Source organism: Prevotella phocaeensis (genome assembly GCF_900065875.1).
GTDB lineage: Bacteria > Bacteroidota > Bacteroidia > Bacteroidales > Bacteroidaceae > Prevotella > Prevotella phocaeensis.
This window is the reverse complement of sequence record NZ_LT160625.1, coordinates 120001-139584: the sequence shown is the minus strand read 5'-3', so window position 1 is coordinate 139584 and position 19584 is coordinate 120001. Positions and strand designations below refer to the sequence as shown.

The window sequence follows — 19584 nt, the reverse complement described above, 5'->3', positions numbered from 1 at the left end:
CATTCAGCGTCTGCTGCGCTTAATCATTAATTGTAATTTATCGTTAAGTTTATCGGCTTTCGATAAACCGCTTACTGTCAACCGTCGTTTTATCAAGCTCTCGTCCATAGCGGCAAGGTCGGTTATCGATACCACACTCACCATAGAAGGACAGAAAAGATGGCGGGCTATCACGTCTTCGGCAATATCCGGCGTCAACGCACGAGGTGCTTTGCCTTTACGATGCAATATAGTAACGAAGTAACGTTGTGCACGCTCGACATCTTCCTCCCACCATCGTGCAAGCGAAACAGTGGTTCCGCCGGCAACAACAGCCACACTTCGGTACGGATATTCGTCCACATGCGAAAATTCGAATATCGTTTTTTCGGGTTCAGATTGCAATTCCACATACACCGGCCGCAATCTTTTCAACGCCGGTTTCAGCATTCCGGCGCCATTATCTGCCTCAATTACCACAAACATACGTGTGCTGCCGATGATTTGCTCTGTCCTTTCAGCAGCGAGATAAGCCCAATAATCGGCATGAAGCGCGGCATCTGCGGGCATAAGAAAGCGCAGAGAAAGTACGTCGAAACAAGTCTCGAGCAGAGCAACGCGGCTACGTATATGACTTAGAGCCATCTCCCGACTCAAATCTATCTCGATATGTCCCATGAGCGATACGCCTCTATCACGGGCATAGGCACCGATTTGCTGCAATCTACGCACCGAAGATGGTTTCATCTTCATACCTCTGCGAGCCACGGGCTGCATGTCTATCAACTTTATTCCCACCTGTTGTACCCAATCGACAAGTATTTTGGTCGGTTCAGAAACGGCAACAGCGGCAATACGCCATTCCCTTTCCTCCACTCGGAGTGCCTCTCCGTAGAGCACCAGCACCTGTCCGTCGCTCAAGAACACATCGCCCGTGGTACGATTTTCTCCGTTCTCCCACCGACTGATGGCATTACTTTGCTCATCAACTACCACATATTTATATTCTAAAGGCAATCGCATCATGTCGGCATTTATCGATAAAAGCCAATCGTGCCCGCCGATCGGCATCATTCGGACATAGCGCGAAGGGCTCCAACTACCCATGGCAGGATGATTACCGCACACGGCAAGCACCTCTCCCCGCTGCAGTTGCGGCGCCGAAACACGCAACAGAATGGTTCTGCGATACAGAGGTACGCGCAACGGATCGACTTCCGTCTTGAACATCATGCCCACCGAACGGGCGTAAACAGCCGTATAAAGATGGTTTTGCGCTGGAATATCGCGCCAAGAGTCGGGAAACATGTAGTCTATCGTACTGTCGAAAGCATACTTGCGGGGCACGATACTCCACTCGCGGCGCAGCACTTTGCCGGTTCCGTCTTCCACCTGATAAGCATAGACAAGCGCTGTAACCGGATGTTGCCGCGATTCCATCACGACAGTTTCTGCCTGCCACAGCTCTCCGTCTTGTGTCTGCATGGGCAAGTTGTAGCGTGTATGCCTGCCATCCGAGCTTATATAGGTCATATCCACGTGTAACGACTGCCCCCACTCGGTGCGATAATGCATGCTGAACTTCAGTTTCATACCGCAAAAATACAAAATTAAATGTACTATCTATGCCATTACTCTCAACTTTTTCGTATCTTTGCACCGTTTTTAAAGTAAAGAAATGAAAACAACATTACGAAAGAAGTATCTGATATCTGCGGCAGTATGCCTGTTTATCATAGCAGGTGTGGTTTATTATTACTTTTTCTCGTCTTTTTCTGACAAGCAAGAAACGGCTTACATTTATGTGGATAGCGACGATACCATAGACTCCGTGTACATCAAACTCGAACCTGTGGCTACCAAACACGGTTTGTGTGCTTTCTCTACCCTTACGCGACATAGCAAATATGCCGATAACATACGCACAGGACGTTATGCAATTAAGCGCGGCGAAGGGGCTTTCAAGGTGTTCAGGCACCTGAAAAACGGGCAGCAGGAACCCATAAAACTAACCGTACCCTCGGTACGTACACTCGACAGACTGGCTGCAGAACTGTCTAAAAAGCTCATGACAGACAGCACCCAGATACTGCGTCAGCTCACCAACCAAACAACCTGTAATAGCCTCGGCTACGACACATCGACCATAGCCTGCATGTTTATTCCCAATACTTACGACGTTTATTGGAACATCAGCGTAACCAATCTGCTGAAACGCATGCAGAAAGAAAGCCAATCCTTTTGGAATGCCGACCGCAGAGCCAAGGCTAAGCAGCTCAGTTTATCGCCCATACAGGTAATAACCCTTGCGAGTATCGTAGACGAAGAAACGGCCAACAACGCCGAGAAGCCCATGATAGCGGGCATGTATTACAACCGTCTGATGCTTCGCAATGCCGAATATCCCCACGGCATGCCTCTGCAAGCCGATCCGACCATCAAGTTTGCATGGAAAAAGTTCGGTCTGCGCCGCATTTACAACAACCTGTTAGCCATTAAAAGTCCGTATAACACGTATAAAAATACGGGCTTACCGCCCGGCCCGATACGCATTCCGTCGGTAGCAGGCATTGATGCAGTGCTCAATATGAAGCACCACGATAACTTGTATATGTGCGCCAAAGAAGACTTCAGCGGCACGCACAACTTCGCCCGCACCTACGAAGAGCACATGCAGAATGCCGCCAAATACTCGGCAGCCCTCAATCACAGGGGCATTAAATAAAAGCTCTGCGCAGAATACATATACCGAACGTCGGTCATAGATGTATGGTCTATGACCGACGTTTGCCGTATATAACAGATATAAGCATATAGTTTGTGTATGCTGCAGGCAACAGACAATACTCCCCAACAACAAAGAAACAAGAAACACATTGAAAAAACAGGAGTGGAAGAACCGACAAAATAGCGAAACACTTCTATATTCCGTAACCGCCATATATAAAACAAATGCCCGGCTCTTCACAGAGGCAGGCATCAATTCCAATAAGTATTAGTTCACTTTTTAAGGTAAAAAGATTGTATTCAGGATAACAGTAGCAAAGGTATAAAGTTTAAATATCACCGACAAATAAAAATCTATGTTAGACAACATGTTTCTGTTTTTTGCATAAAAAAGTATAAATACCCTGACTATAACTCTCAACTTTTTCGTACCTTTGCAACGGATAGGCACAATATCTATAACCTCAACCAACTATAATCATATTTTATTTGCGCTATCCTTTGCAAGACTAATGATAAGCAAAGCCAAGATAAAGTACATTCGCTCGTTGGAACAAAAGAAGAACCGCCGCAATGAAGGTGTATTTGTTGCCGAAGGTCCCAAGATTGTAAGCGACTTCTTAAAAACACAGACTGCCGTTTTTATAGCCTGCACTGCGCGATGGAAAGCCGAGAATACCTATTGGCAATGTCTTGAGACTACCGAAACAGCCATCGTAACCGATGAAGAACTGAAGAAAATAAGTTTCCTGCAACATCCGCAAGAAGTACTTGCCGTCTTCCGACAAGCAGAAAATAAGACCATTGCTCCCGATGTCCGTCGGCTCTATCTCGCCTTAGACGGCATACAGGACCCGGGAAATCTCGGCACAATCATACGCATTGCCGATTGGTTCGGTATCGAACATATCTACTGCAGCATAGATACTGCCGATATATACAATCCGAAAACGGTGCAAGCCTCTATGGGCAGTTTGGCGCACATCGGCATTTCGTACACCGATATACCCCTGCTTATCGACAGTCTGCCTACCGACTATCCCATATACGGCACACTGCTCGATGGTAAAGATATCTACAACGAGCCGCTCACACCCCACGGACTCCTCATCATGGGCAATGAAGGAAACGGCATATCCGCACCGGTTAAAAGCAGAATAAGTCGAAGACTGCTCATTCCAAACTATCCCCAAGGGCGCAAAACCGCCGATAGTCTGAACGTAGCCATTGCCACTGCCATCGCTTGCAGTGAGTTCCGCAGGCGACAAACCATAAATAAACTTTAGAAAACAATATAAACAATATGGAAAAGGAATTGTATAAAAGCCGCAGCTTCTCTGCATGTATCCAAGCTGCCCTTAATCTATTTGTCGGCAACTTCAAGGGAATAATACAGCAAACATGGCTTCCTGCGTTGCTATATGTGCTTTGTTGGGCAGGTCAGATCACACTCATGCTCTGCAATTTACCAAGCTATATATTCGTCAGTCGGGTAAATTCCACCCCCCAGAATGCGATAGTATCCCTATTGTCATTAGTCTCTTTGATACCTATGGTATGGTTGTATGCCCGCATTTTCAATCTGCTCAACGGGTATGGATTTAACAAGAACCTTAACCGGATGCTAAAACTGTTCGTTGCATATATCGTATTTTGTATCGCTCTCGGTATTGTTCTAACCGTATTCCTTATCGTATTTGCCGTAACAGTAGCAATGAATGGCACGCCTCCCGCCTACATCTTTTACAAGATGATTATATATATACTGATATTCTTTATCATATTCGTCATTCTTGTTCTGCCCCTCTTTTACTTCGTTATGAAGTATATGATGGACGATAAAGTACATATCCGTAAGCATTTCTTCGGCATAATGAAGTGCGGATACCGCCATTATGGTTTCATTTTCGCAACGATATTCTTCGCCCAACTCATCTATCTGGTGGTTCTTTCCGTAGTGACTTCACCTCTTATTATGCTCGCTTCACCAGCCATACAGTCGGCTATAGGTGTAGCAGGAGGTGATCCCGCCGGCCTTCCGAACTATTTCCCTTATCTTAGTTATCTTGCTTCATTCATCGTAGGCTGTGCATCTATACTCGGCAATATTTGGTTCTACATGGTTATTTACTACATGTATGGCTCCATAGAGGCACGCGAGAAGGCACGAAACAGGCAGAAAGTACTTGCCGAAAGCATAAAAGAAGAAGAGAAAGAACAAATATAATCATGCAGAAAATACTGTTCATAGACCGCGATGGCACACTGATCGAAGAGCCTAAAGATGAGCAAATAGACTCGTTCGAGAAGCTGACGTTCGTGAAAGGTGTATTCAAGAACCTCGGTTTCATACGCCAACATCTCGACTTCCGCTTCGTTATGGTGAGCAATCAAGATGGGTTGGGCACGCCTTCTTTCCCCGAAGAAACCTTCTGGCCGGTGCATAATTTCATCTTACAGACACTACGGGGCGAAGACATTACGTTCGATGAACAGCTGATAGACCGCCACCTACCCGAAGATAATTCGCCGATGCGTAAGCCCGGAACGGGCATGTTGGCACATTACATAGGCAATCCGAACTACGATTTGGCAGGAAGTTACGTTATCGGAGACCGCGATACCGACCGACAGTTGGCCGAAAACCTCGGTTGCAAAGCACTCATTCTGGGCCAAAACGAACTAACTTGGGATAGAATAACCGAAATACTCTTCGCCGGAGAGCGCATTGCAGAGCTGAAACGCACCACGAAAGAGACCGATATCTACGTAAAGATCAACCTCGACGGTACAGGAAAATGCGACATATCCACGGGCTTGGGCTTCTTCGACCACATGCTCGAACAGATAGGCATGCACGGTCTGATAGACTTGACCGTGCATGTTAAGGGCGATTTACATGTAGACGAGCACCACACCATCGAAGATACAGCCCTTGTACTTGGTGAATGTATCTTGCGTGCATTGGGCGATAAACGCGGTATAGAGCGCTACGGATACGCTTTGCCTATGGATGATTGCCTATGCCAAGTGGCACTTGACTTCGGTGGACGGCCTTGGTTGGTGTGGAATGCGGCCTTTTATCGAGAGAAAATCGGTGATATGCCCACCGAAATGTTTATCCACTTCTTCAAGAGTTTAAGCGACTCGGCACGCATGAACCTCAACATCAAAGCCGAGGGCAGCAACGAACACCACAAGATAGAGGGCATCTTCAAAGCCTTGGCACGTGCACTGAAGATGGCTGTACGCCGCGACATCTATCACTATGAATTGCCTTCGACCAAAGGCTCTTTATAGCCTGAAGGCGCTCGTCCCCTCACCTATCGGAACCAGCTTAGAACTTTATAAAAAATACATGTACCGCCTGTCGCCGACACACGGTACATGTAACAGTGTTAGGCATAGCAAACAACGATGCCATACGATATGTTTAACAGAATAAGATTAAAAGAAAACGAGCAGGCAAAAGCCTACACATGGAAGCGATACTTACGCTTTGCACGTTGAGGAGTGCCGCCGCCGAAGGTATCGGAGCCCCCTCCGCGGGCCACACCGCGATACTGTAAATAACGATCACGTATGCGCGACACATAGTCCACGGTTTCATTACCACGCATATACCCATACTTTACCACCGGATCACGATAGAACTCCGGCCGGCTTAGGTTCCGTACGTACTCGGCAACATCACTCCATCGGTACGGACTTTTGCCGTATTTTCGTGCCAAGGCCATAGCATCACGAATATGAAAGAAACCGCCATTGTAGCTTGCCAATACGAAATAAGACCGTTCTACGGGATTTTCTATATCGCTGAAATGTGCCCCTAACTCCTGCAGATACTTCGCCGAAGCGGCAATATTGCACTCGGGATCGTAGATATCGGCCACGGCCAGACCAAGATGAGCCGCCGTTCGCGGCATGATTTGCATAAGTCCACAAGCGCCGGCCCATGAGTGTGCATGCGGATCAAATGTAGACTCTTGATAACATTGGGCCGCCATGAGCCGCCAGTCGATACGTGCAACGGGAGCATACTGCCTAAATAAGGCATCATAACGTGATATAATACCGCCCGAACGGTTAAGCATAGGCGAATAAACATGGCGGGTAACGCTCTTGGACGATAGCAGAAAGGCTTCTTCGCGCCGTACCTGTGCCGTCAGTTCAGGCTTGAACCAAGCATTAAGCCTGTCGGCAAGTTCCTCGTTATCGCCCTTTACAGCCCATTGTTCCTTACCGTTATCGCTGTCGGCCCCGCAGAATTTCACGCCTTTAACTGTCTTCGGCAACGGATAGGCAATAATATCGCCATCGCCGTTATTGAGCCTCTTTACCATTTCAGCCGTATCCTTGCACACCTCTACGCGTAAAGATACGCCGATACTCTGTGCAAATTTCTCACACAAAAGGTATTGCAGTCCCATTCCATGGCCACGGTAATCGTAATAAGTTTCCGGTCCTGTCATGGTAAGCATAATCATTTCTCCGTTATTCACAATATCATCGAGTGAGAAACGGGTATTGGTTGTCGCCGCAGAGTCGCCGCCTATCACGGTTCCCCACGGTGTCATCTCTTTCTTTTTCTTACCGGAACAGCCGGAAAGCAGAGCAACTACAAATAATATGTATAAATATTTATATGGCATGAATACACAGACAAAAGTACTACATTTCTTGCGTAAGTCTGTAGAAAACAGTAAATTTGCATAGTATTTTTAGAATAAATTAGATTTAATATGCTACGCATAGCCGTACAGTCCAAAGGTCGTCTGTTCGAAGACACCATGAATTTGTTGTCTGAAGCAGACATCAAAATCAGTTCAAGCAAGCGCACGTTGCTGATACAATCATCGAATTTTCCTCTCGAAGTGCTCTACTTGCGCGACGACGACATCCCTCAAAGTGTGGCAAGCGGCGTGGCCGACGTCGGCATAGTGGGCGAAAACGAGTTTTCGGAGTGCGGTGAAGACGCACAAGTCATCTCGCATCTCGGCTTTAGCCGGTGCCGATTATCGCTCGCAATCCCCAAAGAATGCGATTACACCGGCCTTCAATGGTTCAATGGTAAGAAGATTGCAACCTCTTATCCCAACATCTTGCGCCGATATATGAACAAGCACGGTATCAATGCCGATATACATGTAATTACCGGATCGGTGGAAATCAGTCCGGGAATAGGCCTTGCAGACGGCATATTCGATATAGTCAGCAGCGGTTCTACCCTTGTAAGCAACAACTTGCGCGAGGTGGAAACGGTGACAGAGAGCGAGGCTTTGCTCATCGGAAACCGGCACATGGATAAAGAGAAGCATGCTATACTCAACGAAATGCTGTTCCGTTTCGAGGCTGTGCGTTCGGCTCAAGACAAGAAGTACGTAATGATGAATGCCCCGAAAGCAAAAATCAAAGAGATTACAGAGGTGCTCTCGGGCATCAAGAGTCCCACGATTATACCTTTGGCCGATGAAGATTGGTGCTCTATACATACCGTTCTCGACCAGAAACGCTTTTGGGAAATCATCGGAAGACTAAAAGAACTCGGTGCACAAGGTATACTTGTAACGCCGATAGAAAAGATGATATTGTAACGAAACCGTTCATTTAACAGGCGTAGAAGTAAGATGCAAATCATAAAATATCCTACGGAAGAAGATTTCGAAACCATAGTCAAGCGTCCTCAACTCGACGTCTCTCGGCTCAATGCCACGGTAGCGGAGGTGCTGAACGATGTGAAGAACAACGGCGATGAGGCCGTAAAACGCTACGAAAAAGAGTTCGACCACGTTTCTTTGGCATCTCTTGCCGTAACGCAGGCAGAACTCGACGAAGTTGAAACATTGGTGTCGCAGGAATTAAAAGAAGCTCTGTTGCTGTCGTACGGCAATATAGCGAAATTCCATGCCGCACAGAAGTTCGACGGAATAAAGGTAAAAACGGCCAAGGGCGTAACCTGTTGGCAAAAGAGCATACCTATACAGAAAGTAGGCCTATACATTCCGGGCGGAACAGCACCGCTCTTTTCCACCGTTTTGATGCTTGCAGTGCCGGCAAAAATAGCCGGTTGCAGCGAAATAGTGCTATGTACACCACCCAATAACCGTGAAGGTAAAGTGCATCCGGCCATACTCTTGGCAGCACGAATTGCAGGTGTAAGCAAGATATACAAGGCCGGCGGCGTGCAAGCCATAGGGGCCATGGCCTACGGAACAGAAACTATACCGAAGGTTTACAAGATATTTGGGCCGGGTAATCAGTATGTCATGGCCGCCAAACAGCAGGTTAGTCTGCACGATGTTGCCATAGATATGCCCGCCGGACCATCGGAAGTGTGCGTGATAGCAGACCATACAAGCAATGTAGAGTTCGTTGCAGCCGACTTACTTTCACAGGCTGAGCACGGTACAGACTCGCAGGTAGTCTTCATCAGCGTATCGGAAGCACTGCTCGACAGTGTACAGAAGGAAATCATAGCACAGTTGGATCGCCTTCCGCGTAAGGAAATAGCAAAGAAAGCACTGGAAAACTCGAAGTTTATTCTTGTACACAACACAGACGAGGCCATGGCTTTAAGTAACTTCTATGCACCGGAACACCTGATTATCGCTACAGAAGATTACGAGAAATTAGCCGAAAAGGTGGTCAATGCGGGCAGTGTATTCCTCGGAAAATATACATGCGAGAGTGCCGGCGATTACTCCAGCGGCACCAACCACACACTTCCAACCCACGGATATGCCTTGGCTTACAGCGGTGTGAACTTAGACAATTTTAATCGGAAAGTTACTTTTCAACATCTCGACGAGCAAGGCATCGCCTCTATTGGGCGCGCCGTAGAACTGATGGCAGTAAATGAACAATTGGAAGCTCACGCAAATGCCATACGAATAAGAATAAACTCATTGAAGAAATAACAGCAGAGGAGGGAAACGTATGAAACCTTTACAAGAATTGGTAAGACCGAACATTTGGAAATTAGCGCCTTACAGCAGTGCACGCAACGAATATAACGGAGGTACGGCACATGTGTTTCTCGATGCCAACGAGAACCCCTATAACAAACCTTTCAACCGTTATCCCGATCCGTTACAACACGATTTAAAAGACAGATTATCGAAATTAAAACACATTCCGGCCAATAATATATTCTTAGGCAATGGAAGTGACGAAGCTATAGACCTATGCTATCGCGTGTTTTGCCGCCCTCAAACAGACAATGCGGTAGCTATCGCACCGACATACGGCATGTACAAAGTATGTGCCGACATCAATAACGTGGAATATCGAGGGGTGGAACTCGATGAAAATTTCCAGATTACTGCCGACAGACTGCTAAAAGCCTGCGACCGGAATACGAAACTGATATGGTTTTGCAGTCCTAATAACCCCACGGGAAACAACATATACAGAGACGAGATTATAAAAACTATTCGAGCGTTCAGCGGTATCGTAATCGTCGACGAGGCCTACAGCGACTTTTCATCACAGCAGCCACTGCGCTCGGAACTGGCAAATTATCCTAATCTTATTATTCTGAACACGATGAGCAAGGCGTGGGGATGCGCGGCAATACGCCTCGGCATGGCTTTCGCAAGTAGCGAGATCATAGATTTGTTCAATAAAGTAAAGTATCCCTATAATATCAATCTCCTTACCCAACAGCACGCTATAGAGGCTTTGAAAGACACTTTCGAGGTAGAAAAATGGGTTACCACACTGCTCCAAGAGCGTACCCGTATGCTGCAGGCATTTGCCATGTTGCCGCAATGCGAGAAAGTTTACCCCACCGATGCTAACTTCTTCCTTGCCAAAATGACCGATGCACAGGCTATTTACGGCCATTTGGTAGAAAAAGGCATCATTGTAAGGAACCGTACGCATATTATACTTTGCAATAACTGCCTACGAATAACGATAGGAACCAAAGGAGAAAACAACGAACTATTGGCAGCACTCCGCCAATTATAATACATAATACCCCGACCAACAAATACACCTATCGATAACAGATGTACTATCTGTCGAACATAGTCCGAACTTCTGTCAGCGATAGATGTATCATGCAAGAACAGCATTTATCTGCGACAAGGAGAATAGAAGAAAATTACTGTACCCTAAAGTTGACTCATCGATTTGCACATTTTATTTATCAGGCGGTAAAAGAAAGCATTAAAAAATGACTTTTGTTTAAGCAACAGACCGTCTTTTTTATGCCCTTATCCATAACGAAGAACAAGGAAAAACAGGCATTACATATCTTATTTTACACGTCTACATAAACACTATAAGAAGAAAAATATAAAAAAACGAACGATTTTATTTGGAAGTAAAAAGAAAAATGACTATTTTTCCAAGGTTTTTAAACCCTTTGTACAAAAATATTAGTATCTATTAACAACATGTATCTATGACAATTACTATGATTATAGAACTCTTTGTAGTTCTATTGGCCTTATGGGTAGGCTCCCGATACGGCAGTTTAGCCTTAGGAGCCATATCCGGTATCGGTCTTGCATTGCTGGTCTTCGGGTTCGGTCTGAAACCGGGAACACCTCCAACCGACGTGATTTACATTATTATTGCGGCTGTAACGTGTGCAGGAGTAATGCAGGCATCGGGCGGAATGGACTGGCTTATTCAAGTGGCCGAACGGCTCTTGCGAAAACACCCCGAACGAATAACATTCTTGGCCCCGCTGTCTACTTTCGTTCTAACCGTACTTGTCGGAACCGGACATGTGGTCTATACCTTGATGCCCATTATTTGTGACATCTCGTTAAAGAAAGGTATTCGGCCTGAAAGGCCTTGCAGTATAGCCAGTGTGGCATCGCAGATCGGCATAACCTGCTCTCCTATCGCCGCAGCAGTGGTGGCTTTCGTGACGATATCCAACGACAACGGCTTCGATATAACGATCCCCCAAGTACTTATGGTTACCATTCCGGCATGTGTATGCGGCATCGTTGCCGCTGCAGCATGCTCGTACCATCGAGGATTAGACCTTGATAAAGATCCGAAATTCCAAGCGAGAATTAAAGATCCCGTACAGTATGCCTACATCTATGGCAGCACTGCAACAACATTAGATAAAAAGATTTCCAAAGAATCGAAGCATGCCGTGTACATCTTCTTTGCCGCTTTAGCCGTGATAGTGCTGTTTGCCATTTTCCAAAATCTGTTGCCTTCGTACACACAGATCGAAGCTGTAGACGGCGCATCCGGTATAAAATTAGGTGCCGAAATAACCGAAAGTGCCAAACAACTGGCTAAGGCCGGTATCGTATATCCGGGCGTTACGCAACAAGTGAGCGTACACTTGAAGATGAACCTTGTTATTCAAATTGTGATGATAACGGCAGCTGCACTGATGATTATATTCTGCAAAGCGGCTCCGAAGAAAGCCGTAGCCGGCGCAGTATGGCAAAGTGGCATGGTTGCAGTGGTAGCCATCTACGGTATTGCATGGCTTGCAGATACGTATTTCTCTAACTATATGACTGAAATGCAGGCGATGTTGGGCAATTTAGTCGAAGCATATCCATGGACAATCGCTATTGCATTCTTCCTTGTCAGCGTGCTGATAAATTCGCAAGGTGCCGTAGTCGTCGCCATGCTGCCACTTGCCTATAAATTAGGAATAGAGGGTTGGGTTCTGCTTGGCGTACTACCTAGCGTATATGGTTATTTCTTCATTCCCAACTATCCATCGGATATTGCCACGGTAAACTTCGACCGTTCGGGCACAACCGTCATCGGTAAATATCTGCTTAACCATAGTTTCATGATGCCGGGAATGGTGCATGTGATAACTGCAACTGCCGTCGGTTATATTCTCTCCTATATTATCTACAACGTAATATAACAAAAAGGGGCGTTTAAAGTCTACTTTAACACGCCCTCACCATATTTTAAAAGGTGATTCCGTTGGGGTTCGAACCCAAGACCTACTGCTTAGAAGGCAGTTGCTCTAATCCAACTGAGCTACGGAACCTCCGTTTTTCGGCTGCAAAAATACAGTTTTTTATCGTGACAACCAAATTTTTATTTGATTATTTGTATTTATCCAAATAGCCTTGGGCACGGCTATCTCCCAGTTCTTTAGCCTTACCGAGAACCTTTCGTCCTTCGTCTTTATCCCCTTTTTGCATGAGGGCAAGTCCTTTAATAATATATGGATCGGTGTAAGTTGGTTCTAACTGTATACACAGGTCTGCGGTTGCGATGGCATCATCATAACGATTTACGCGCAACTGCAGCGAGGATAACTCGGCAAGGTAGGTCGGTTCCTGCCGGTTAAGTAACGCTACATGGGCAATATCATTAAGCGCTTGCTGATATTGATGTAATTTAAGTTCGCATTTGTAACGCGCATAATAAAAGGTATAGTCGGCTCTGCCATACATAAGCGAGTCGTACTGATTGTAATCGACAAGCGCTTTACGGTATTCGCCGGCATCATCGTATGCGGCTCCGCGGGCCAAGAAATAGGGTGCCGATATATTGGTAAGCGGCTTAGGGCATGCAGCTATGGCACTATCTAAGAGCTCCATCACCTCTACATGGGGGGCCTTAAGTTGGATTTTGCACTGGGCAGCCTCGAAATACAGTTCGGAATTGCGCAACGGAGTCTTAGTAAGTTCTGTGAAGATATTTAATGCTTGCCGGTAGTCCCCCTTTGCAAAGATGATCTGAGCCTGCTGATGAAGATACACAGGTTGCGGGTTTATGCTGTATGCCTTTTGTGCCTCATCCAGCGCTTTGTCTAAAGTCCAAAGAGTAAAAGTAGAGTCTCGCCGGTATATTTGTTCTTGGTAAATTATCTTGGCGAACTCTGAATGAGCTTCATCCTTTTTAGTTACCTTGGCAATAGCTGTCTGCATTATATCGTTGGCAGCCTGTAATTTCCCCTCTGTTACCTCTATTTGTGCAAGCGATCTGTACCCGTCTACCGATGTAGGAAACAGATGTATGAAATCATCTACGTATTGCCGATATTGCTTGGGATTTCCCTGATTCGACATGACAAGCAGTACCAAGGCCTGTTCTTCATTACGTGGCATTTCGAGTCGGATACCGGTTTGTTGGATAACTTTATTGCTTACGTCGAGTCCGTTTTGTACCTTAAAGTCATCGGCAAATCTCACGTCGGTAGCATGTATATCCGATGAGGTGGCCGATTGCTGAAGTATGCCTATCACTTCGCCGTTCTGATTTACAAAGGGACAACCCACGGTATTCTCAGGTGCTGTTCCCGTAAAAATATAATAATTGTAACGATCCATGAACTTCTCTACGCTGAGAATGTCCATCGGTATTATTTCCGGCTTCTTTAACGAGTAACCAACCAACCACACTTTACTATTAACAGCTGCGGATGTAGCAGCCATCTTAGCCGCAACAGTCTTTCCTTTAACACGAAATTTGCAGATATCGTAAATTTCGTTGGTTCCTGTCATAACGTCAACAGCCATCTTATGACCATTGGCATCTATCACAACGGCACTGTCTGCACCGACAAACGGTGTCCATGAGCTTACTGCTTCGCCATTATTTCCTACAAAAACACCATGCGACGAAGCTATCAACGAGCCATCGCTCTTGAATGTAGTAAGCGTAAACACAGATTTGGCAGCTTTCTGCACGGCAGCCGACTGCGCTCCCGCCTCCATACACCAGAAAAAAGCAACTGTTGACAATACAATTCTACAAATGTTTATTTTTACAGGTTCCATCTTAATCTTTAATTTTCAATAATGTTTTTGCGTTTTCTATAGCTGCTACAGACACGTTACTGCCACTAAGCATTTGAGCAATCTCGGTAATACGTTGTTGGCGGTCGAGCACGGTCATACGACTGGCAGTACCGTTCGGTGTATCTTCTTTAGCCACTTTATAGTGCGTAGTGCCAAGGGCAGCAATCTGAGGCAGATGGGTAATGCTGATAACCTGTCGGTCGTGATTGCCCATCTCTTGCATAATTTGCGCCATTTTCTCGGCAACACGCCCGCTTACACCGGTATCTATTTCGTCGAATATGATCGTAGGAAGTTTTACGGCACCGCTTATCATCGCCTTCAGCGAAAGCATAACGCGGGCAATTTCTCCGCCGGAAGCTACCTGAGATATGGGGTGCATTGGACTATTAGCATTGGCACTAAACATAAAAGCTACCTTATCAGCTCCCGTAACCGAAAGGTCTTTAGTGGTTATTTGCACTTCGAACTTTACATTGGGAATGCCTAAAGGTACCAATCGTGCAAGCATTTCCTTTTCTATCTTATGTGCAGAGGAAGTTCGCATATCGGTAAGTATTCGTGCTTTTTCTAAACAAAGAGTATGCAACTTCTCTACTTGTAGCTGGCTTTGACGCAGTTCATCATCGCTATTGTCGATCAGCGATAGCTGTGTCTCTATTTCCTTCTGCTGTTCAAGCAACTCGGCGATACTCTCTGCATGGTATTTCTTTTCGAGCGAATAGATTAAATCCAACCGCGCATTCACCTCATCAAGATGCTTAGGATCAAAGTCTATATCTTCTATATAGGCAGACAACTCCTGCGAAACATCTTTCAATTCGATGTAGCTGCTATCGATACGCGAGATAATTTCGCCAATACGCGGAAAAGTATTTGCTATGTCGTGAAGCCTCGAAGACACTTTTTTCAAATTATCCACAATGCCTATGTCATCGGAGTAAAAGAGATGATCGGCTTCGAATAGAGCCGATTTGATATCTTCGGCATGATTTAAAGTTTCAACATCTTGCTCTAATTCTTCCTGTTCCCCGTCAATAAGATTAGCAGCACTTAGTTCATTGAATTGAAACCTAAGGAAATCTTCGTTCTGGCGGTTTCGTTCAACATTGTTTTTAAGCGCTTCTAACTGTTCACATGCCTGATGATAATCTTTATACGTTTCAGTATAATCGTTCTTTTGTTTATCATCATTGGCGATTATATCGAGCACACTGAGCTGGAAATCTTCCTTGTTAAGTAACAAATTCTGGTGCTGCGAATGCACATCTACAAGCATCTCGCCAATTTCCCGCATCACAGAAAGAGGCACAGGTGTATCATTAATGAATGCACGACTTTTACCATTAGCATTGATTTCGCGACGGAAAATACAGTCATTATCATCATAATCAATATCGTTTTCCGCAAAAAGTGACCGCATTCCATAACGACTAACATCAAAATGCGCTTCGACAACACAACGTTCTTTCCCCGTTTTAATGGCTTTCATATCAGCTCTATTACCGAGCAAAAGCCCAATAGCGCCGAGAATGATACTCTTTCCCGCCCCCGTTTCACCCGTAATAACGGAGAACCCGGGATTAAAAGAAATGGCAAGCTCATCAATCAGCGTAAAATTACGTATATAAAGTTGTCTCAACATATTCGTTATTGCTTTATCTTATCCCACGAAGAATTTTGGCTGGCATTAATTCCAAAAAGAATTTCATAAACACTTTCTTTCTCTTTCTGCGTACCTTTTCCCTTATAGATATTCGCCAATTCATCGCGTTTATAATCGGTCCATATCTGCGGAAGCAGACTTAACGGGCGGTTTTCGTGGCTTTTCTTAAGGTCATTCTCAATAGCCGTCGTAATATTCTTTCGTCCACGTTCAGCATTGGTCGACATTTCATCGAGGCCAGTACGATAATAATCGTACTGCAATTGGCGAAACGGACGCATAGCAGCATCGAGATAATCGTTGATAATCGCAAAACGATTACGGTCATTCTCAAAGGCTTTCCAACCTGTAAAATTCAGGTTTTGTGCGTTATTGGTAAGGTTCATACAACGCTGAAGCACGTCTTCGCCTCCCATAGGTGAGAAAGTATCGAGGTTTATACCTATAATAAGATAAGCATAATAGGCAATCAACGCTGTAAGTTGATTATCCACAGCTTCTTCATTGAAATTTATCTGGTCGAATTGGGCAAATTCAAAATTAAAATCATTATCGGAATTATTGTATATCACAGTGTTGTAAGATGCATTATAAACCGGTCTGTTGGCCTGAATTAATGCCCTACAAGTAAACATATTCGATGAATTATCGTATTTGGTTACAGTGATATTGAAATTACAGGTTATACGCTCGTTTCTCTGAAATTGTAAATGCGTCCACTGTCTTTCATTGATAAATTGCTGCAATGTCTGTTGCAGGTTATCAAAAATACTTGCATCCGTACCTTGAATTTGGTTATGATTGATCCTAACCGTAGCATTCAACTCTTGCGCATAACTATGCATACCCAAGAAAATACAGACAAGTAAAAGAGCAACCTGCTTCTTCATGAATGACCACCCGATTATCAAATGAACGTATATTATCTGTTATTGAATTCTCTCAGCCGAATACGCGTAAGCACTTGCTTGGTATTATTGGTAAAATCGGATGCAAGCATCCAACTATAATAGCCCGGATCACGCTTGAGCACTTCGCTTACAACCCAACCTTTGTATTTGCCAAAATTGAACACCTCTTGTTTGCGTGGCTTTCCCTCTTTATCGGTCAGCACTTTACCGTCTTTATCAATCATATCTTTATAGACAATCCTTCCTGCGAAATCCACATTATCGTTATTTTTGGAGAATTCGGCAAGTACATCCATATCATTTGCAAGCGCTCTATCGGGCTCCTCTGCAGTCTCCGGATTATATTTATCCAATTCTCCCATCAAAACTTTATAAGTAGCCTCGGTATCTTGATCGGCACGATGGGCTTCGAAGTCTTCTTCCATCTTTCGGCCACAATAGAATTTATAAGCTGCAGCAAGATTTCTCTTTTCCATTTTATGGAAAATCGTCTGCGCGTCGATCAACCGACAATGGGCAAAATCGAAATCAATACCGGCACGCAGAAATTCTTCTGCAAGCATTGGAATATCGAAATGATTGGAGTTATAACCAGCAAAGTCGCACCCCTTGAACTTTTCGCACAAAGAGCTTGCAATTTCCTTGAAGGTAGGTGCATCCTTTACATCATCATTACCGATACCGGTTAATAGAGTTACTTCTTCCGGTATCGAAACACCGGGATTAACAAATATATTCTCTCTTTCTTCCTTGCCATCGGGATATACCTTAATGTAGGAAATCTGTATGATATGGTCGTTTACAAGATCAAGCCCCGTAGTCTCCAAATCGAAAACTATCAGGGGCTTTGTTAGATTTAATTTCATTTTCGTACTATTGTTTGCTCCCTAACATCAGTCGTTAAGAAGCATAGGCATGATAAGCATCAATACATCTTCGTTCTCCGGCTGCGTTGTAGGTACGATAATGCCGGCACGACTCGGATCAGCAAGCTGGATGGTAACCTCATCACTATCGAGATTGGTCAATATCTCCGACAGAGAACTGCCCTTGAAACCGATGCTCATTGTTTGCCCTGTATAATCACAAGTGATGTTCTCTTTCGCACTCGTTGCAAAGTCAACATCTTCAGACGTAAGCTCTAACTTGCCTGCCTCGAGATGGAACCGAACAAGTTGACTGCTTTCACTGGCAAAGGGCAACACACGACGGAGCGCACCCAACAAAGTTCTGCGATCTATAGTGAGCAAGTTGGGATTATTCTGCGGGATTACAGAATTATAATTAGGATAACGCCCTTCGATAAGTCGGCACGAGAGAATGCCGCCGGCATACTGAATTTCAGCATTGCGTTCGTCGAATTTAATGACCACATCGCCGCCGTCTTTACTTAAAATATTCTTAAGAAGCGTTGCAGGTTTCTTAGGAAGGATAAACGCGGCCGGTGTATCGCTCTTGATTGTAAAATTTTTATTGCGAACAAGTTTATGACCGTCGCTCGCTACGATAGCAAGACTATCGGCCGTAAGATCAAAATAAATGCCGTTCATAACCGGCCGAAGTTCATCTTGTGCCGTAGCAAATAAAGAACGCGATATATTGTCGTTCAATACGGCAGAATCGATTGTTACAACCGTTGCACCGTCAGGCATGGGTTGTGTACGCGGATATTCATCGGCATGCTGTGCGGTAAAACTGTACATACCATTCTGATAAAGTACTTTTATCGTAAGGTTCGATGTGTCTACATCGAATGTCAGCGGCTGTTCCGGCAATTCCTTCACTGCATCAAGGATGGTTCTATTGGGAATAGCAAAACTGCCTTCTGCATCGCTTTCATCGAGCTGAACCGACGATTTCATCACATTCTCGCTGTCACTTGCCGTAATATTCAGCTTTCCCCCTGCAACTTCAAACAGGAAACAATCAAGTATAGGCAAAGAATTCTTGCTGTTAATTACTCTTGCAAGTGTCTGCAAATGGCTGTTAAGTGCACTGCTTGATAATGTAAATCTCATTAGTATTTTATTTTTTAGTTATTGTTGCAATGATTTTTAATAGGTACAAAAATACAAAAAAGCATTGGGCACAGCAAAAAATAAGGATAAAAGTTTCGTATTTTAGAACTATTTTATTAATTTCGCAATCGAATGTTATTCATTTGACAATAAAACTTAAACTTAATATAAAATAGGAATAAACGATGGATTTACAAGGAAAAGTTATTGCTGCACTACCGGAAAGAAGCGGTGTCTCGTCGCGTGGAGAGTGGAAGGCACAGGATTTTGTGATAGAAACCCATGAAAGTTATCCACATAAAATGGTCTTCTCTGTCTTCGGCGCAGAGAGATTGCAGCGCTTCAACATCCAAATAGGTCAAGAGGTAATGGTTTCTTTCGATATCGATGCTCACGAATATAACGGCCGCTGGTTCAATAGCATCCGCGCATTCGATGTACGTCAAGTCGATCCGGCATCGGTCGGTACCCAAGGTGCACAGCCCATACCAGCCGCATCAGCATTTGGATCTGCACCTATAGATGCA

General features: G+C 44.8%; 16 protein-coding genes and 1 tRNA gene (1 of these 17 only partly in view). 9 read left to right on the top strand and 8 right to left on the bottom strand.

The genetic code is table 11. The features are described 5' to 3' along the window. Positions 1–3 precede the first annotated feature (3 nt). Complete coding sequence (locus BN3912_RS07220) at positions 4–1572, bottom strand: 4-alpha-glucanotransferase (RefSeq protein ID WP_023982918.1); 1569 nt, start codon at positions 1570–1572, stop codon at positions 4–6. 85 nt (positions 1573–1657) lie between these two features. Between BN3912_RS07220 and mltG the strand changes: the two genes are divergently transcribed. The 4 genes from mltG to hisB all read left to right on the top strand — a co-directional run bounded on the left by mltG (position 1658) and on the right by hisB (position 6006). Continuing rightward, positions 1658–2704 carry an endolytic transglycosylase MltG gene (gene mltG / locus BN3912_RS07215; RefSeq protein ID WP_004370717.1) on the top strand — a complete coding sequence of 349 codons (1047 nt, stop codon included), beginning with the start codon at positions 1658–1660 and terminating at the stop codon, positions 2702–2704. A 514-nt stretch (positions 2705–3218) separates the two neighbouring features. Next, a complete protein-coding gene (locus tag BN3912_RS07210) occupies positions 3219–3992 on the top strand; it encodes an RNA methyltransferase (protein WP_004370720.1) in 774 nt (257 codons plus the stop codon). Between the two features lie 17 nt (positions 3993–4009). Further along, positions 4010–4933: a hypothetical protein gene (locus tag BN3912_RS07205; protein WP_023982917.1), complete on the top strand. Its 924-nt coding sequence runs from the start codon at positions 4010–4012 to the stop codon at positions 4931–4933. 2 nt (positions 4934–4935) lie between these two features. Then, a complete protein-coding gene (hisB, locus tag BN3912_RS07200; protein ID WP_004370722.1) occupies positions 4936–6006 on the top strand; it encodes a bifunctional histidinol-phosphatase/imidazoleglycerol-phosphate dehydratase HisB in 1071 nt (356 codons plus the stop codon). A 173-nt stretch (positions 6007–6179) separates the two neighbouring features. Here the strand turns inward: hisB and BN3912_RS07195 are convergent, their stop codons facing one another. Beyond that, entirely contained in the window at positions 6180–7358 is a 1179-nt protein-coding gene (locus BN3912_RS07195) for an MltF family protein (protein WP_004370723.1), read from the bottom strand. A gap of 90 nt (positions 7359–7448) precedes the next feature. On the opposite strand from BN3912_RS07195, the gene hisG reads away from it, so the two are divergent. The 4 genes from hisG (at position 7449) to BN3912_RS07175 (ending at position 12571) form a co-directional block, all read left to right on the top strand. Continuing rightward, positions 7449–8300, top strand: coding sequence for an ATP phosphoribosyltransferase (gene hisG / locus BN3912_RS07190; RefSeq protein WP_023982916.1), 852 nt, complete (start codon positions 7449–7451; stop codon positions 8298–8300). A gap of 33 nt (positions 8301–8333) precedes the next feature. Further along, positions 8334–9623: a histidinol dehydrogenase gene (hisD, locus tag BN3912_RS07185; RefSeq protein WP_023982915.1), complete on the top strand. Its 1290-nt coding sequence runs from the start codon at positions 8334–8336 to the stop codon at positions 9621–9623. A gap of 19 nt (positions 9624–9642) precedes the next feature. After that, positions 9643–10677 (top strand): histidinol-phosphate transaminase, encoded by a 1035-nt coding sequence (gene hisC, locus BN3912_RS07180; RefSeq protein WP_023982914.1) that lies wholly within the window; start codon positions 9643–9645, stop codon positions 10675–10677. Between the two features lie 439 nt (positions 10678–11116). After that, positions 11117–12571 (top strand): anaerobic C4-dicarboxylate transporter, encoded by a 1455-nt coding sequence (locus tag BN3912_RS07175; protein ID WP_023982913.1) that lies wholly within the window; start codon positions 11117–11119, stop codon positions 12569–12571. A 54-nt stretch (positions 12572–12625) separates the two neighbouring features. On the opposite strand, the gene BN3912_RS07170 is transcribed toward BN3912_RS07175, so the two are convergent. The 6 genes from BN3912_RS07170 to dnaN form a co-directional block, all read right to left on the bottom strand. Beyond that, positions 12626–12700 (bottom strand) — tRNA-Arg (locus BN3912_RS07170). 58 nt (positions 12701–12758) lie between these two features. Continuing rightward, complete coding sequence (locus BN3912_RS07165; protein ID WP_023982912.1) at positions 12759–14441, bottom strand: tetratricopeptide repeat protein; 1683 nt, start codon at positions 14439–14441, stop codon at positions 12759–12761. Between the two features lies 1 nt (position 14442). After that, the gene (recN, locus tag BN3912_RS07160; RefSeq protein ID WP_023982911.1) at positions 14443–16107 is read right to left on the bottom strand and encodes a DNA repair protein RecN; all 1665 of its coding nucleotides are present in this window, start codon (positions 16105–16107) and stop codon (positions 14443–14445) included. 5 nt (positions 16108–16112) lie between these two features. Beyond that, the gene (gene porD / locus BN3912_RS07155; protein WP_023982910.1) at positions 16113–17018 is read right to left on the bottom strand and encodes a type IX secretion system protein PorD; all 906 of its coding nucleotides are present in this window, start codon (positions 17016–17018) and stop codon (positions 16113–16115) included. Positions 17019–17050: 32 nt separating this feature from the next. Continuing rightward, the gene (locus BN3912_RS07150) at positions 17051–17905 is read right to left on the bottom strand and encodes a 3'-5' exonuclease (protein ID WP_023982909.1); all 855 of its coding nucleotides are present in this window, start codon (positions 17903–17905) and stop codon (positions 17051–17053) included. 27 nt (positions 17906–17932) lie between these two features. Continuing rightward, positions 17933–19057, bottom strand: a complete 1125-nt coding sequence (dnaN, locus tag BN3912_RS07145; RefSeq protein ID WP_023982908.1) for a DNA polymerase III subunit beta — start codon at positions 19055–19057, stop codon at positions 17933–17935. A 185-nt stretch (positions 19058–19242) separates the two neighbouring features. Between dnaN and BN3912_RS07140 the strand changes: the two genes are divergently transcribed. Then, positions 19243–19584, top strand: partial view of a DUF3127 domain-containing protein gene (locus BN3912_RS07140; protein WP_023982907.1) — the 5' portion only. 93 nt of this gene lie beyond the right edge of the window; only the first 342 of its 435 coding nucleotides appear in the window; its start codon is at positions 19243–19245; its stop codon lies beyond the right edge, outside the window.

Bases quoted from the DNA above. Each gene is read 5' to 3' on its own strand.
- BN3912_RS07220 (WP_023982918.1), bottom strand. From the start codon at position 1,572: ATGAAACTGAAGTTCAGCATGCATTATCGCACCGAGTGGGGGCAGTCG.
- BN3912_RS07205 (WP_023982917.1), top strand. From the start codon at position 4,010: ATGGAAAAGGAATTGTATAAAAGCCGCAGCTTCTCTGCATGTATCCAA.
- dnaN (WP_023982908.1), bottom strand. From the start codon at position 19,057: ATGAGATTTACATTATCAAGCAGTGCACTTAACAGCCATTTGCAGACA.
- hisB (WP_004370722.1), top strand. From the start codon at position 4,936: ATGCAGAAAATACTGTTCATAGACCGCGATGGCACACTGATCGAAGAG.
- hisD (WP_023982915.1), top strand. From the start codon at position 8,334: ATGCAAATCATAAAATATCCTACGGAAGAAGATTTCGAAACCATAGTC.
- porD (WP_023982910.1), bottom strand. From the start codon at position 17,018: ATGAAGAAGCAGGTTGCTCTTTTACTTGTCTGTATTTTCTTGGGTATG.
- BN3912_RS07165 (WP_023982912.1), bottom strand. From the start codon at position 14,441: ATGGAACCTGTAAAAATAAACATTTGTAGAATTGTATTGTCAACAGTT.
- mltG (WP_004370717.1), top strand. From the start codon at position 1,658: ATGAAAACAACATTACGAAAGAAGTATCTGATATCTGCGGCAGTATGC.
- hisG (WP_023982916.1), top strand. From the start codon at position 7,449: ATGCTACGCATAGCCGTACAGTCCAAAGGTCGTCTGTTCGAAGACACC.
- BN3912_RS07195 (WP_004370723.1), bottom strand. From the start codon at position 7,358: ATGCCATATAAATATTTATACATATTATTTGTAGTTGCTCTGCTTTCC.
- recN (WP_023982911.1), bottom strand. From the start codon at position 16,107: ATGTTGAGACAACTTTATATACGTAATTTTACGCTGATTGATGAGCTT.
- BN3912_RS07210 (WP_004370720.1), top strand. From the start codon at position 3,219: ATGATAAGCAAAGCCAAGATAAAGTACATTCGCTCGTTGGAACAAAAG.
- BN3912_RS07150 (WP_023982909.1), bottom strand. From the start codon at position 17,905: ATGAAATTAAATCTAACAAAGCCCCTGATAGTTTTCGATTTGGAGACT.
- hisC (WP_023982914.1), top strand. From the start codon at position 9,643: ATGAAACCTTTACAAGAATTGGTAAGACCGAACATTTGGAAATTAGCG.
- BN3912_RS07175 (WP_023982913.1), top strand. From the start codon at position 11,117: ATGACAATTACTATGATTATAGAACTCTTTGTAGTTCTATTGGCCTTA.